The organism is Mesorhizobium sp. B1-1-5 (assembly GCF_006443065.1).
Classification (GTDB): Bacteria; Pseudomonadota; Alphaproteobacteria; order Rhizobiales; family Rhizobiaceae; genus Mesorhizobium.
Window position 1 is genome coordinate 1 of sequence record NZ_VFWS01000133.1, and the last position, 14,176, is coordinate 14,176.

Genomic DNA, 14,176 nt, shown 5'->3' on the forward strand with positions numbered 1-14,176 from the left:
CCTCGGCCTCACCATCGCCCGCAACATCGCGCGCGGCGCCGGCGGCGAGGTCGATCTCTCCAACTACCCCGGTGGCGGGCTGCTGACGGAGCTGCGGCTGCCGCTGGCAGCTTGAGTCAGGAGTGGGCTCTGTCCGGCACCGGCGCCACTGGATCAGCGGAACCATCCTTGTGATAGTGCGGCCCGCCTGATTATGAGGGAAATCCGCACATGTTCTACGCCGTCCTTGCCTATCACGTCGAAGACACCGTGCAGTCCTGGTCGCCCGATGAGGATGCGGCATTGATGAAAGACCTGCTCGAGGTCAACGACAGGCTGACGCGCGAGGGCAAGCTCGGGCCCGCGGCCAGGCTCGGCGCGACGGCCAAGGCCGTGACGCTGCGCGGTCCGGGCGACGGCTTGGTGATCGACGGTCCCTTTGCCGAGACCAAGGAGCAGTTGCTCGGCCTCTATGTCCTCGACTGCGCGACCCAGGACGAGGCGATAGCGGTGGCGCGCGACCTCAAGCGCGTCAACCCCACCGCCGTCTACGAGATCCGGCCGATCATGCTCTATCTACCGGGCGCCACGCTGACGGTAAGCTGAGACAGCTTCCCGAGCGTGCTTCAGACCGATATCGCGGCCTCGATTTCCTGTCCCAGCCTGAGCATCTCCGTCACCAGCAGGTCGAGATCGCCGCGGCGCGTGCGGTGATTGGCGATTGCCACCCTCAGGCAATGCCGGCCCTGCACCGTGGTATCGGACAAGGCCGCGATTCCCTCTTCCTGGAGTCTCAGCATGATCTCGGTGTTGAATCCCTTGAGGCTTTCCTCCGACGCGCCATCCAGGCGATGGCGGAAGCAGACGATGTTGATGGTGGTCGGCGCCATCAGTTCGAGCGCCGGCTCCGCCTCGATCAGCCGGGTGAGGTGGCGGGCCTGGGCGATGTTCTGGTCGATCAGGCGGCCGAACTTCTCGACGCCATGCTCCTTCAGCGCCATCCAGATCTTGAGCGCACGGAAACCGCGCGACGTTTGAAGCCCATAATCGTGCAGCCACTCTCCGGAGGCCAGGCCCCGCGGCGTCGATTCCAGATATTCCGGCGTCACGGCAAACGTGTTGCGGTGCTGGGATGCGTCCCGCACCAGGGCGCAGCCGGCTTCGAACGGCGCGTGCAGCCATTTATGCGGATCGAGCGCGATCGAATCCGCCTGTTCGATGCCGGCGACGAGCGATCGGTTCTCAGGCGCGATCGCGATGAGCGCGCCGATGCAGCCGTCGACATGGAACCAGAGGTCCTCTTCGGCCGCCACGCTCGCCAGCGCCTGCAGGTCGTCGACCGCGCCGGTGTTGACGGTGCCGGCGGTGCCGATCACGCAGGCCGGGCTGAAGCCCGCCTCGCGGTCCTCCGCGATTGCCGCCTTGAGCGCGGCGATACCGATGCGCAACCCGGCATCGGTCTGGATTCGCCGCAGCGCCTGATTGCCGAGGCCGAGCGCCTCCACAGCCTTGCGATGACAGGAATGGACCTGGTCCGAGGCGTAGTAGCGCAACGGCTTCGGCATGGCGCCGACACCCCGCTCGCGCACGTCGACGCCTGCCTTGACGTTGCGCGCCACGGTCAGGCCGATGATGTTGGCCATCGAGCCGCCGCTGACCAGCGTGCCGCTGGCCGAGGCGGGAAAACCCACCATCTCCTTCATCCAGTTGACGACCTGGCTGTCCATCAGCGCAGCGGCATGGTTGCCGCCGCCGAGATTGGAGCCCTGGATCGCCGCCAGGAAATCGCCGAGCGCGCCGGTGAAGTTGCTGGATCCCATATACCAGGACCAGAAACGCGGATGGATGTTGCCCATCGGGTAAGGCATCACGTTGCGGGCGACGTTGTCATAAACATCAGCCGCCGGCGCCGGCGAGCGCGGCAAAGGTGCGCCGAAGAATGCCCGCACCTCGGCCGGCATCTCGCGCCAGACCGGCCGGTCGCGGACATCCTCGAGATAGGCGATGGCATCGTCGAGGATTCGGTGCGAGAGCGCTCCCACATCGGCCCAATCCGGCGGATCGAGTGTTTCGTCCACGTTGGTCGCTTCCTGAAATATATCCATCTGGCCTCTCCCGCCGGCGTGGGTCGACCCGCGCTTAAAAGAACGGCGCCGCCATGCGGGGGCGGCGTCGCGGTCGGTTTTGTCAGGCTTCAAACTGGCAACTCGGCGTCGAGCGCGACAGCGCCGTTTCCTCGGCGTCCATGTCCGCCTCGATGCCGTCGAAGAGCGGCGTCGACATGTAGCGCTCCCCCGTGTCGGGCAGTATGCACAGGATCACCGAGCCGGCCGGGGCCTTGCCCGCGATCTGCCGCGCCACGGCGAAGGTGGCGCCGCCGGAGATGCCGGTGAAGATGCCTTCCTGCCGCGCCAGCGCTTTCGTCCATTTGATGCCTTCGGGACCGGGAATCGGCACCACCTCGTCATAATAGCGTTGGTCGATCGCCTCCTGCAGCACGTTGGGGATGAAGTCCGGCGTCCAGCCCTGGATCGGATGCGGTTCGAAGGCCGGATGGCTGGCGGACGGCGCACCGCCGGCGCCGCGCTCCTGGGCCTTGCCGCTGCCGATCAGCTGCGCGTTCGCCGGCTCGGCGAGCACGATCTTCACCTCCGGCCGCTCGCGGCGCAGCACGCGGCCGACGCCGGCCACCGTGCCGCCCGTGCCGTAGCCGGTGACCAACACATCGAGCCTGGAACCGGCGAAATCATTGATGATCTCGCGCGCTGTCGTCGCTTCGTGGATGGCGGCGTTGGCCTCGGTCTCGAACTGCCGCGCCAGGAACCAGCCATTGGCCTCGGCAAGCTCGACCGCCTTCTTGTACATGCCGAAACCCTTCTGGGCGCGCGGCGTCAGCACCACCTTGGCGCCAAGCATGCGCATCAGCTTGCGGCGCTCGATCGAGAAGCTGTCGGCCATCGTCACCACCAGCGGATAGCCTTTCTGCGCGCAGACCATCGCAAGGCCGATGCCGGTGTTGCCGCTCGTCGCCTCGACGACAGTCTGGCCGGGCTTGAGCTTACCGCTGCGCTCGCCTTCCTCGATGATGTTGAGCGCCAGCCGGTCCTTTACCGAGGCCGCCGGGTTGAAGAACTCCGCCTTCACATAGATCGTGGCATGTGCCGGGCCGAGATTGTTGATGCGGATGACCGGCGTGTCGCCGACCGTGTCGAGAATGCTGTCGAACAGACGGCCGCGCCCGGACGTGGTCCTGATTTTCAATTGATGCAACATGGCCTTTCTCCTCACGTGCCGGTTACAAACCGGCGGCTTGGGCGGCGCGGTTTCGACACCTTGCCGCGTTAGTTGCGTGTGACTTGCCGGCAAATTCGGCAAAGGCCGTATCCGGCTCGAAAATTCGCCGACGGATGCGCCCTGTCGTGTTTGGTGATAGAACATGGACCAACTGTTCGGCGTGGGAGCGAGCGTGGAAACGGACATGGAATCCGTTCGGTCGGCTCTGAAAAGCATGGCAGCCAGCCTTTCGATCAGGCTGCTCGGCCCGTTTGCGATCATGCGCGACGATGTTCCTGTGGCCTTGCCTTCGTCACGCAAGCTGCGCGCCCTGCTTGCCTATCTGGCGCTGGCGCCCCACCCCGTCAGCCGCAGCCGTCTTTGCGAACTTCTCTGGGACGTGCCCAACGATCCGCGCGGCGAGTTGCGCTGGTGCCTGAGCAAGCTGCGTGCCGCGCTCGACGAACCGGGCTTGCGCCGGATCGAGACGGAAGGCGACACCGTGGCGCTTCGCCTCGGCGATGTGAGCGTCGATGCCGTCGAGGCAGCTGCCGCGGTGGCGAAAAGGATCGAGACACTTGGCCTCGACCGCCTGCGGACGCTTGCGCAACTGTTCGCCGGCGATTTTCTCGACGGCCTCGAGCTCGATCGCAGCCCGCATTTCGGCAGCTGGCTGGCGGCGCAGCGCCGCCGTTTCAGCGCATGCCATGTCGCGGTTCTGGAGCATATCATTGGGCTTCTCCCGCGTGGAGCCGATGAGGCCGGCGCCCATATCGACAAATGGCTGGAGCTTGCGCCCTTCGACGGCCGCGCGCATGTGGCGCTGCTGGAAAATCTGGCCCGGCGCGGGCAGATCGGCGCCGGCGAAGAGCATCTTGCCACGGCAGCGGAGTTGTTTCGCTCGGAAGAGCTGGATGTCACGCCATTGCGCGAGGCTTGGCAGGAGATAAGAGCCCGGAACGCCGGCGCAACGCCATGCGCCCGATCCGGGCCGGCTTTCCCGGTTTCGGAATCGCAGGTCGCCGCGGACGAATCCGAGCCCGTTGCGACCCGCCGGGCTTCGCTCGCGGTGATGCCGTTTGCCGAGAGCGCCGGCGCCGGCGGCTTCCGTGGCGGGCTTGCCGATGGCCTCACGCATGACATCATCACGCGGCTTGCCAAGCTGCGCGATTTCTTCGTTATCGCCCGCGGTTCTGTCTTCGCGCTCGCTGAGAAGAACATCGCGCCGGAAGACGCCGGGCGCAGGCTGAATGTCGACTATGTCGCGACGGGCTCGGTGCGGGCTCTGCCGGGCCGGTTCATCGTCTCGGTCGAGCTTGTCGAGGTCCGCACGGCAAGGATCGTTTGGGCGGAAACCTTTGAACACAAGCCTGACGACATCTTCATCGTCATCGAGGATATCGGCAACAGCATCGTCTCATCGATCGCCGCCGAGATCGCGACGGTGGAGCGCAACCGCGCATTGCTGAAAGCGCCAAACTCGCTCAATGCCTGGGAGGCCTATCATCGCGGCCTCTGGCACATGTATCGCTTCACCCGCCAGGAAAACGAGCTGGCGCAGCATTTCTTCGGCGAAGCATTGAAGCTCGATCCCACTTTCGCGCGCGCCTATGCCGGCATGTCCTTCACCCACTGGCAGAATGCTTTCCAGCGCTGGGGCGACCGCGACCGCGAGACCGCGCTTGCCTTCGAAAGCGCCGGCCAGAGCCTTTTGGTCGACGACCGCAACCCCGCCGCCCATTGGGCGATGGGCCGTGCGCTATGGCTGCGCGGCGAGCAGGACGGCTCGCTGCTGGAGCTCGCGAGCGCCGTCGACCTCAGCCCCAATTTCGCGCTCGGCCACTACGCGCTGTCCTTTGTCCATTCGCAATCGGGCGACCCGCAATCGGCGATCGGTTCGTCGGACCATTCGCGCCATCTGAGCCCCTTCGATCCGCTGCTGTTCGGCATGATGGGCGCGCGCGCCATGGCGCATGCAAGGCTTGGCGAATTCGAAGCGGCGGCCGAATGGGCGCTGAAGGCGGCCGCAAGGCCAAACGCCCATGTCATCATCCTGGCGATTGCCGCTCACTGCCTGGCGCTGGCCGGCCGGCAGGAGGAGGCGCGAACCTTCGCCGCCGCGATCCGCAACACCCTGCCGAACTATCGCGCCGACGATTTCATCGCGACATTCCGTTTCGACCGGGATGGAGAAGCCCTGTTCCGGAACGGCGCCAAGCTCATCGGGCTGAATTGAATCCGGCTAGTGGCACTGCACATTTTGACCGGTCGGCTCTGTTTGCGTTGGCAGATGGCATGCCTTGGAGATTGGCCGAAACGCCCATCGCGATCGTCATTCCAGGGCGGAGCAGGAGCGAAGCTCCGTCGCGAAGACCCTAGAATCCATACCGCTACCTTCGCCAAGGCGTGCAACGGAGCAGAATTCTGCACCGTGCCGGCGCTTCGAAGTCACGGAATGGATTCTATGGTCTGCGCGCGTCGCTTCGCTCCTTGCTCCGCCATAGAATGACGAGGTTGGGGCGGCTTCATCCAATCCCCGGCGTTTGCGCTGGGGAACTAGTGAGATAACGGGCCGCTGGCTTTCCGCCAGGCGTCGATGCCGCCCTGGATGTGGCGGGCGCTGGAAATCCCGACGTCCTGCGCTGCTTGCACCGCCATCGCCGAGCGCTCGCCGAAGGCGCAATAGAACAGGATCTGTTTGCTGGTCGACTTCGCCAGTTCGTGCAACATGCCGCCGGCGGCGATGTTTTCCTGCAGCCGCGCATAAGGCAGGTGGATCGCGCCGGGGATGATACCGTGCCGCTCGCGCTCGGTTTGCTCGCGCAGGTCGACCAGCGCCACGTCGGGCCGCCCGACCAGCGCCAGCGCCTGCTCCGCACTCACCGCCCAGCCGCGGCTGGCGATGTCGTCCTGGTGCAGCCCGACCCGCATGTTGGCGGGCACGGCCACATCCATCATTTTCGGGTTGGACAGATTGAGATTGTTCATGATGTTCACATACTCGTCGACCGACTTCACCTGCAGGCGCGGATTGAAGGCCTTTTCCTCGCCGATCGTCGACACGGTCTCGCCCTTGTAGTCATGCGCCGGGAAGATCAGCGTCTCGTCGGGCAGCTTGAGCAGCCGGCCGAAGATCGATTCATATTGCTGGCGCGGATCGCCGTTCTGGAAATCGGTGCGGCCGGTGCCGCGGATGAGCAGCGTGTCGCCGGTGAACACACGATCCGGCAGGATGAAGCTGTAGGAATCGTCGGTGTGGCCGGGCGTGTAGATGACGTCGAGCGCCAGGCCTTCGATGCCGAGCTTGTCGCCGTCGGCAAGCCGCATCGACACCACGTCGGCCTTGGTCTGCTCACCCATCACGGTCACGCAATGCGTCTTGTCGCGCAACGCGCCGAGTCCGGTGATGTGGTCGGCATGAAGATGCGTGTCGACCGCCTTGACCAGCCTCAGGTCCAGCTCATTGACCAGCTGCAGATAGCGCTCGACCTTCTCCAACACCGGATCGATGATCAGCGCCTCGCCGCCGCGCCGGCTGGCGAGCAGATAGGAATAGGTGCCCGAAACGGAATCGAAGAGCTGACGGAAGATCATCCTGCGACGTGCCCCACTGCAACGCTGGCCTTCACGAATGCAATGATCCGCGAGGCCGCGTGGCAGTATAGGATTGTGGGGCTTTTTGACCAAGCGCCTATCGTCAGCCAATGACCGCGATTTTCCATGCCAACAGGACAGCTATCGCCGCAGCGGTGAGAAGCGTCGCCCAGCCATGCCGCCCGATGGCATGCACGACAAGAACGGCGAGGCCGGCGCAAACCGCGGCGAGCGCGCCTTCGATATAGAAGATTTCATCGCTACGCAGCTCTGCGCCGGCCGCTCCACCGATCCTGAAGAATTCCAGGATCGACCGGACCGCGATGACTAGCAACAGGCCAAGCGCTATTTGCGCGGCTCGCGGTTCGGACAGCCAGTTCCAGATTCGCCTCACAGGACCCTTGCCTATCATCCATGTTAGAACAGGGCCAACGAGCCCATCCGTTGTAAAAAGGTGCTCAAGTCGCGCCAGCGCCGGTGTTGTTTTGCATCCTTCAAAAAGCCTTGCTGAGGCGGGCCTGGCCGCGAACGGTGAAGGCATTATCGCTTCCGTAGCCGGCCTCGAAGCCGGCATTGAGCGTCATGCCTGCGCCCACCTGCGCCGCGACGTCCGCGCCGGCAAAGCCGCGCAACACAAATTTCTTGCTGCCGGCGGGAAAAGAGATGCCCTGGCCGAGCAATGTCGCCGAAACGTCGCCGCTGTTTTGCGCGATCGCATCGATCCCCGCTCGGAGCGTGGTTTGCCAAGCCTGGACAGGCGTGCTGACAGGCGCCAAAGCCAGCGCGAGCTGACCGCGCGCCGAAAACAGGTTGACGTTGCGTCGCGCGACCGCGAGATCGCCGTCCGAACCGGTCTCTGCGTAGCCGTCGACGAAGAGGCCTACGTAACGCAGCCGCACGCTGGGGATCAGCGTGCCGGTCGCGACCGGCAGCCGCGTGCCGAACGTAACCGACGGGCTGAGGAAGACGCTGCTGAAATCGGCCCGCGCCGTCTCGATGCCGTCGAGCACCCGGTTGTTCGCGACACGGCGGCGGCTGTGCTCCTCGATCGCGCCGGCAATCAACGTCGCCCCGGCAAAATGCGTCCCTCCGTCATAGCCGAGATAACCGCCCGCAAATACGCTGCGATGGGCGATCTCCTGCGCATCGTCGTCGATCTCGGTCGATCCCGCAGCACCTCCCAGCAGCACGCCACCCAGGAAGCCGTCGCCCGAGCGCCTTTCAGCGCCGGCGACGCCGCCGCCCAGTGCCTGGCTGAACCCGGCCGATGCGCCGGAACCGCCCTGGGCGCGTATCCCGCCAAATGTGGAGATCCAGGCGTCTGGATGCGGTCCAGGCAAGCCATCGCCTGTGGCAGACATGCGCGCCTCGGCGACACCGGCTATACCGTCGACAAGGTCTTCGATCAGCGGCCCGCTGCTGGCAAACCCGGTGATGTCCGCCACCGCCACGCTGTCGCCGCTCGTCACGAACGGCCTGCCGCCGGTCAGGACGGTCTGCGGCACACCGCTTCCCGAGAAACTCATGACGGCGTTCAGCGCGGGACCGAAGGTGATGGTGTTGCCGCCGCCGGAAAAGACGATCGGCCCCTGGATGGCCGTTCCGCCCAACAGGTTCAGTGTCGCACCCGGCGCGCCAAGATAGATTGCCACGCTCTGGTCGCTGAAGACGCGGCCGGAATTGGTCACGACGGAGTTGCTGCCCTGGGCGGCGATGCCTACGGCACCTGCCCCCTCGACAATGACCGAACCGGAATTGCCGATCGTGGCATTGCCGAACAGGGTGCCTATGCCTGTCGAGGCTGTCCCGAAGGCATTGACCGTGCCGCTGTTGGCAATTGCGATGTCGTTGCCGCTGGCGCCGATGCCGACGGAAGCCAGCCCAGACACAACGATCGACCCGGAATTTTGCAGCCGAAGACCATTGCTCTGCCAGATGATCCCGGCGGCGGCGATCCCATAGGCCTCGATCGAGCCGCTATTGTCTATCTCCAGGTCTGGCCCATCGCCGATGATGCCTGCGGCGGCCGTGCCTGAAACGCCGATAAAGCTACGGTTGTCCACGCGCCCGCCCGGGGCGTCGCTGATGATGCCGTATGAGGCAACGCCAAGCGCCTCTATCGCGCCATCGTTCACGATATGCGCATTGCCGCCCTCCGACAATATGCCGATCGAGCCATCGCCTGTCGCCAGAATGGCTCCGTTGTTGAGGATGGTCGCGTCGAGCCCTTGCGAATGTACATTGGCGGCGCCGTCGCCGAATGTTCCAATCAACCCGTAATTGGTGAGCCGCTGGCCCGAATTGAGCATCCGCACGGCATCGGCGCCGGCGCCGAATGTTTCGATCGCTCCGTTTGGAGCCACGATGCCGGTGTCGCCGGCGCCGGTCATCGTCTGCTGGCCGGCGATGACGCCATTGCCGATAGCAAAACTTTGCGAAAACGCGGTGCCGCTTGCAAGCGAGACCCCGGCGAAAATCGACAGCGCAACCGCGCCTGGAACCCCTGTGCGCGACGTCGGCATCACCCCCTCGGCGCATGGGCACGCAACGGGCGGACTCTGCGCTCGAAGGAAGCGAAAAACAAGCCGCGGTCAGGCGCCCGACCGCAGGCCGGGCGGCGCCTGAAGTCCCTACCGCCTCAGCACAGCACTCAGCACGTCCCTGATGCCAATCGAGCCGACGAAGCGCGAGCCTTCGTCGAACAGCGCCACCGGCGCAGTCTGCGAACGGTGCATGGCGAGCATCACCGTTTTCAGCGGCGTGCCGGGATTGGCCCAGAACACCTGGGCGCCCTCCTCCGGCTGGCGTTCGACATCGGCGCAGGACACCCACACCGCCGGCTTGCCGTCGCGCTCGGCCGCTGCCACCAGGCCGTGGTCGTCGATCTTGAAGCGTGTCGTCTTGCGCCGATCGAGCCACACCCAGCCGTTGTCGCCCTGCTCCAGGTCGCGACGGTCGCGTATCACGTTCCACGCCGTCAGCACCGACAGCGGATTCACATTGGCGATGAAGTCGCGGACATAGTCGTTGGCGGGGCGCAAGACGATGTCTTCCGGCGCGCCGGTCTGGACGATGCGGCCGCCCTCCATGATCGTGATATGGCTGCCGATCTTCAGCGCCTCCTCGAGGTCGTGGCTGACGAAGATGATGGTCTTCTTCAGCTCGGCCTGGAGCTGCAGCAATTCGTCCTGCAGCTTGGTACGGATAAGCGGGTCGAGCGCCGAGAAAGGCTCGTCCATCAACAGGATCGGCGCCTCGGTGGCGAAAGCCCGGGCGAGACCGACGCGCTGCTGCATGCCGCCCGAAAGCTCATGGGCATATTTCTTCGACCATTGGTCGAGATGGACCAGTTGCAGTTGCTTCTGCACGCGCGCCTTGCGTTCCGCCTCCGGCACGCCGGCAAGCTCGAGGCCGAAGCCGACATTTTCCTCGACCGTGCGCCAGGGCAGCAGGCCGAACTGCTGGAACACCATGGCCACCTGCTTCTGGCGCAACCGCCGCAAGGTCGCCTCGTCGCAGGTGACGACATCGACCACCCGGTCGCCGTCCTTGACCAGCACCTGGCCGCGCGACACCACATTGAGCCGGTTGACGGCCCGCAGCAGCGTCGACTTGCCGGAGCCGGACAGGCCCATCAGCACCGAGATCTCGCCCTCATGGACAGTCAGGCTGGCGCCGGCGCAACCCAGCACGTTACCGGTCTTTTCGAGGATCTCGGCGCGCGTGGCGCCCTTGTCGATCATCGCCAGCGAACCTGCCTGATCGGCCCCGAAGACGATGTCTACGTTCTTGAAATCAACCGCGACGGTCATTTCTTGCCTCCAACGCCGATGCGGGTCATGCGATCGAGCACGATGGCGAGCACGACGATGGCGAGGCCGGCCTCGAGCCCGAGATCGATGCGGCGCGAGCCGAGCGCGCGGTTGATTTCGGTGCCGAGGCCACCGGCGCCGATCAGGGCGGCGAACACTACCATCGACAGCGACAGCATGATCGATTGCGTCAGGCCCGCCATGATGGTCGGCAGCGCCGACGGCAGCTCCACCTTCCACAGAAGCTGGCGCTTGGTGGCGCCGAACGCCTCGCCCGCTTCGACGATTGCTTTCGGCACCGAAACCACGCCGAGATGCGTGAGGCGTACGGCGGTTGGGATGACGAAGATAATGGTGACGATCAGGCCGGGCGCGTTGCCGAGGCCGAACAGCGTGAGCACCGGGATCAGGTAGACGAAGGTCGGCAGCGTCTGCATCAGGTCGAGCACCGGCAGCATGACGCGGTAGACCTTCGGCTTGTGCGCCGCCCAGATGCCGAGCGGCACGCCGATTGCCATGGCCATTGCGGCGGCCGCGACCACCAGAACCAGTGTCTGCACCGTCTGCTTCCACAGATTCTGGTTGATGATGAAGATCAGGCCCAGGAAGACGCCGATGGCGAGCGGCCGCGAACGCTGCAGCAGCCAGGCGATGATCGCGATGACCAGCGCCAGAAGCACGGGCGGGACCATCAGCAGCAGGTCCACCGCCCCGTCGAGGATGAAATTAAGCCCGTTTGAAAACGCCCGGAAGATAGTGTCGAAATTGTCGGTCAGGAAGCCGAAGAAGGCCTTGCCCCACGGCCCGATGGGGATTTTGTAGTCGGTCAGGAATTTCGAAATCGGATCCATCTTCCCCTCTCGGCTTCGCCGCACTTGCCGTACGGTCATCTTCTCGCAGCTTAACTCATGTCGCCCAAAAGTGTGCAGCGGTTTTGGGAAATGACATGTGTCGAAACAGAGGCTTAAGGTGCGCCGCGCTTTAAGAAAAAGGGCAGCCTTTTCAACCGGCTGCCCTCTTTCGGATCATTCCGAACTCAAAGCCGGCTCAGCTCCCGAGCGCGGTCTTGACCGCCGCCGCCGCATCGCCGCCATCAAAGGTGGTCACGCCGGCAAGCCACGGCGTCACCGCATCCGGATGCTTCTTCAGCCAGTCGGTGGCGACCGTCTGCGGGTCGCCACCCTTGAGGATGGCGTCCATCATCTCGCCTTCCATGTCGAGATTGAACTTCAGGTTGGCGATGAACTTGCCGGCATTCGGGCACTCGGTCATGTACCCCTTGCGGACATTGGTCGAGACGGTGGCGGCGCCGAAGCCGCTGTCGCCCATGCCGTCGAGATAGGTGATCTTCATGGCGCCCATCACCGGATGCGGCGTCCAGCCGAGGAAGGCGATCCATTCGTTGTTCTTCATCGACTGCTCGGCCTGCGTCAGCATGCCGGCTTCCGAGGATTCGACCAGCTCGAAGCCTTCGAGGTTGTCCTTCGGGTTCTTGATCATGTCGAGGATGATGCGATTGCCGTCATTGCCGGCCTCGATGCCGTAGATCTTGCCGTTGAACTTGTCCTTGAACTTGCCGAGATCGGTCAGCGTCTTGACGCCGGCATCCGCGACATAGGTCGGCACGACGATGCCGTAGCCGGCGCCGGCGAGGTTCTGGCTGACGGTCTCGACCGAGCCGTCGGCGGTATAGTCCTTGATGTCGTTGGTCATCGACGGCATCCAGTTGCCGAGGAAGACGTCGAGATCCTTGTTCTTCAGCGATGCGTAGGTCACCGGCACCGAAAGCTGGATCACCTGCGGCTCGTATCCGAGCGCGGTCAGCAGCACCGAAGCCAGGCCCGTGGTGGCCTGAATGTCGGTCCAGCCGACATCCGACAGCCGCACGGCCTTGCAGCTCGCCGGATCGCCGGCATAGGCGGCGGTCGTCGACAGAAGCGCCGCAAGGCCGAGGCCTGCGACGAAAGATTTAATACGCGACATGAACTTATCTCCCATTGGATTTTCGAGGCAAAGCGAAGTCACGGTTCTTGCGCCCGCCTTGTTTCGTCAGCCAAACACCATTTTGATGTTGTTTCAAGCGGTTCAACGTCGCGACGAACGGCGCGCGCTGGCCATTAAGCGACATGACAGCTTTTTGAACGACATCGAGTTTTTGGTGGACGGAGCCGGTGCCCTCTCCCCGAGCCGCGGCAAGTCGGCTTAGGGTGTGTCGAGATTCAGGTCGGGCCGGCCTCGCCTGAATTCCGACACACCTAAATGAGCGACATGGCCAAGCTTTACTTCCACTACGCGACGATGAACGCCGGCAAGACGACGATGCTTTTGCAAGCGTCTTACAATTATCGCGAACGCGGCATGTCGACGATGCTGTTTGTCGCCGGCCACTATCGCAACGGCGACACCGGGCTGATCTCGTCGCGCATCGGTCTCGAATCCGAGGCAGAGATTTTCCGCGACGGCGACGACCTCTATGCCAGGGTCGCGGAGCACCACCGGCATGGCCCGGTGCATTGCATCTTTGTCGACGAGGCGCAGTTCCTCGAGGAAGAGCAGGCCTGGCAGCTCGCCCGCATCGCCGACCGTCTGGGCATTCCGGTCATGTGCTACGGCCTGCGCACCGATTTTCAGGGTAATCTGTTTCCCGGCTCGCGCGCTCTGCTCGCCATCGCGGACGACCTGCGCGAGGTGCGCACCATCTGCCGTTGCGGCCGCAAGGCGACGATGGTGGTGCGCCTGGGGCCCGACGGCAAGGTGGCGAAGCAGGGCGAGCAGGTGGCGATCGGCAAGGACGTCTATGTCTCGCTCTGCCGCCGGCATTGGGAAGAGGAGATGGGCCGGGCCGCGCCCGACGACTTCATCGGTTTTGTCAGCAGATGAGCCGGAGCTTGCATAGAGCAATTCCAGGAAAAGTGCGTAGCGGTTTTCCGTCTGGAATTGTGTAAAAACAAAGACTTAGAGCGGTTCGGCGATTCCGTGAAACGCTGAACCGCTCTAGAGCCGGATGTCGTCCGAAAACCGCTTCAAGCCTTGACCGGCGCCGGCGAAACCGGCATCGCCGCCGCAAGATATTTGTCGGCGCTGTTTCATGGCCGTTCGCAAAAACAAGACCTTAAGGCATGTCAGCTAAAGCTGTTCGATGATTGTGCGCGTTACTGGGCACTATGCGCATGCTTGCCTTGGCTTTCAAGGACCTAACCAATTCTTTTGTTTTGACGCGTCTCCATGTCTTCCTTCTTTCAATCCCTTGAAGCCCCACATATATTCGCCGCCACGACACGGAAACGGATGCCGAAGCGGGAGGCCCCAATGGCGACATTGCAGAATTTCGATGCCGAAATTGCCAAGACCAAGCAGGTCGTGCAGGACATGCGCAGCAAGATCGAGCAGTCCGGTACGGTGCTCGACACGCTTGCTCAGGCCGACAAGAAGATCGGCGATGCCAATTTCGACATCGAGAACGCCCGCATCGAGGACGTGCTCAAGCAGCAGAAGGTTATGGAAGGCAATATTGCCGA

The 14,176-nt window shown here is 63.9% G+C and carries 12 protein-coding genes and 1 pseudogene; 5 read left to right on the forward strand and 8 right to left on the reverse strand.

The window, feature by feature from the left end:
• The first annotated feature begins 210 nt into the window (after positions 1-210).
• Positions 211-585 carry a YciI family protein gene (locus FJ980_RS26020; protein ID WP_140546554.1) on the forward strand — a complete coding sequence of 125 codons (375 nt, stop codon included), beginning with the start codon at positions 211-213 and terminating at the stop codon, positions 583-585.
• A 20-nt stretch (positions 586-605) separates the two neighbouring features.
• Here FJ980_RS26020 and FJ980_RS26025 read toward each other — a convergent pair whose 3' ends face one another.
• Both FJ980_RS26025 and FJ980_RS26030 read right to left on the reverse strand, forming a co-directional pair.
• Positions 606-2,084, reverse strand: a complete 1,479-nt coding sequence (locus tag FJ980_RS26025) for a pyridoxal-dependent decarboxylase (RefSeq protein ID WP_140546555.1) — start codon at positions 2,082-2,084, stop codon at positions 606-608.
• A gap of 82 nt (positions 2,085-2,166) precedes the next feature.
• On the reverse strand, positions 2,167-3,252 hold the full coding sequence (locus FJ980_RS26030) for a pyridoxal-phosphate dependent enzyme (RefSeq protein WP_140546556.1): 1,086 nt from the start codon (positions 3,250-3,252) through the stop codon (positions 2,167-2,169).
• 235 nt (positions 3,253-3,487) lie between these two features.
• On the opposite strand from FJ980_RS26030, the gene FJ980_RS26035 reads away from it, so the two are divergent.
• Positions 3,488-5,488, forward strand: coding sequence for a transcriptional regulator (locus tag FJ980_RS26035; protein ID WP_246676556.1), 2,001 nt, complete (start codon positions 3,488-3,490; stop codon positions 5,486-5,488).
• Between the two features lie 320 nt (positions 5,489-5,808).
• Here the strand turns inward: FJ980_RS26035 and FJ980_RS26040 are convergent, their stop codons facing one another.
• The 6 genes from FJ980_RS26040 to FJ980_RS26065 all read right to left on the reverse strand — a co-directional run bounded on the left by FJ980_RS26040 (position 5,809) and on the right by FJ980_RS26065 (position 12,641).
• On the reverse strand, positions 5,809-6,846 hold the full coding sequence (locus FJ980_RS26040; RefSeq protein WP_140546558.1) for an MBL fold metallo-hydrolase: 1,038 nt from the start codon (positions 6,844-6,846) through the stop codon (positions 5,809-5,811).
• Positions 6,847-6,949: 103 nt separating this feature from the next.
• A complete protein-coding gene (locus tag FJ980_RS26045) occupies positions 6,950-7,387 on the reverse strand; it encodes a hypothetical protein (RefSeq protein ID WP_140546559.1) in 438 nt (145 codons plus the stop codon).
• Positions 7,341-9,368, reverse strand: a complete 2,028-nt coding sequence (locus FJ980_RS26050; RefSeq protein WP_140546560.1) for an autotransporter outer membrane beta-barrel domain-containing protein — start codon at positions 9,366-9,368, stop codon at positions 7,341-7,343. The genes FJ980_RS26045 and FJ980_RS26050 overlap by 47 nt, the downstream gene beginning before the upstream one ends.
• 108 nt (positions 9,369-9,476) lie before the next feature.
• Positions 9,477-10,658: a choline ABC transporter ATP-binding protein gene (gene choV, locus FJ980_RS26055; protein WP_140546561.1), complete on the reverse strand. Its 1,182-nt coding sequence runs from the start codon at positions 10,656-10,658 to the stop codon at positions 9,477-9,479.
• A complete protein-coding gene (choW, locus tag FJ980_RS26060) occupies positions 10,655-11,509 on the reverse strand; it encodes a choline ABC transporter permease subunit (protein WP_140546562.1) in 855 nt (284 codons plus the stop codon). Before choW ends, choV begins: the two co-directional genes overlap by 4 nt.
• A gap of 196 nt (positions 11,510-11,705) precedes the next feature.
• On the reverse strand, positions 11,706-12,641 hold the full coding sequence (locus FJ980_RS26065; protein WP_140546563.1) for a choline ABC transporter substrate-binding protein: 936 nt from the start codon (positions 12,639-12,641) through the stop codon (positions 11,706-11,708).
• Between FJ980_RS26065 and FJ980_RS26070 the strand changes: the two genes are divergently transcribed.
• The 3 genes and pseudogenes from FJ980_RS26070 to FJ980_RS26080 form a co-directional block, all read left to right on the forward strand.
• Complete coding sequence (locus tag FJ980_RS26070) at positions 12,640-12,864, forward strand: hypothetical protein (protein WP_140546564.1); 225 nt, start codon at positions 12,640-12,642, stop codon at positions 12,862-12,864. The genes FJ980_RS26065 and FJ980_RS26070 overlap by 2 nt on opposite strands.
• 62 nt (positions 12,865-12,926) lie before the next feature.
• The gene (locus FJ980_RS26075) at positions 12,927-13,538 is read left to right on the forward strand and encodes a thymidine kinase (protein ID WP_140546565.1); all 612 of its coding nucleotides are present in this window, start codon (positions 12,927-12,929) and stop codon (positions 13,536-13,538) included.
• Positions 13,539-13,967: 429 nt separating this feature from the next.
• Positions 13,968-14,176 (forward strand): annotated as a pseudogene (locus tag FJ980_RS26080) (hypothetical protein); the annotation flags it as partial.

What these genes read in the sequence shown, in the direction of transcription:
- FJ980_RS26020 (WP_140546554.1), top strand. Translation starts at nt 211, where the DNA reads ATGTTCTACGCCGTCCTTGCCTATCACGTCGAAGACACCGTGCAGTCC.
- FJ980_RS26025 (WP_140546555.1), bottom strand. Translation starts at nt 2,084, where the DNA reads ATGGATATATTTCAGGAAGCGACCAACGTGGACGAAACACTCGATCCG.
- FJ980_RS26030 (WP_140546556.1), bottom strand. Translation starts at nt 3,252, where the DNA reads ATGTTGCATCAATTGAAAATCAGGACCACGTCCGGGCGCGGCCGTCTG.
- FJ980_RS26035 (WP_246676556.1), top strand. Translation starts at nt 3,488, where the DNA reads ATGGCAGCCAGCCTTTCGATCAGGCTGCTCGGCCCGTTTGCGATCATG.
- FJ980_RS26040 (WP_140546558.1), bottom strand. Translation starts at nt 6,846, where the DNA reads ATGATCTTCCGTCAGCTCTTCGATTCCGTTTCGGGCACCTATTCCTAT.
- FJ980_RS26045 (WP_140546559.1), bottom strand. Translation starts at nt 7,387, where the DNA reads ATGCCTTCACCGTTCGCGGCCAGGCCCGCCTCAGCAAGGCTTTTTGAA.
- FJ980_RS26050 (WP_140546560.1), bottom strand. Translation starts at nt 9,368, where the DNA reads ATGCCGACGTCGCGCACAGGGGTTCCAGGCGCGGTTGCGCTGTCGATT.
- choV (WP_140546561.1), bottom strand. Translation starts at nt 10,658, where the DNA reads ATGACCGTCGCGGTTGATTTCAAGAACGTAGACATCGTCTTCGGGGCC.
- choW (WP_140546562.1), bottom strand. Translation starts at nt 11,509, where the DNA reads ATGGATCCGATTTCGAAATTCCTGACCGACTACAAAATCCCCATCGGG.
- FJ980_RS26070 (WP_140546564.1), top strand. Translation starts at nt 12,640, where the DNA reads ATGAACTTATCTCCCATTGGATTTTCGAGGCAAAGCGAAGTCACGGTT.
- FJ980_RS26065 (WP_140546563.1), bottom strand. Translation starts at nt 12,641, where the DNA reads ATGTCGCGTATTAAATCTTTCGTCGCAGGCCTCGGCCTTGCGGCGCTT.
- FJ980_RS26075 (WP_140546565.1), top strand. Translation starts at nt 12,927, where the DNA reads ATGGCCAAGCTTTACTTCCACTACGCGACGATGAACGCCGGCAAGACG.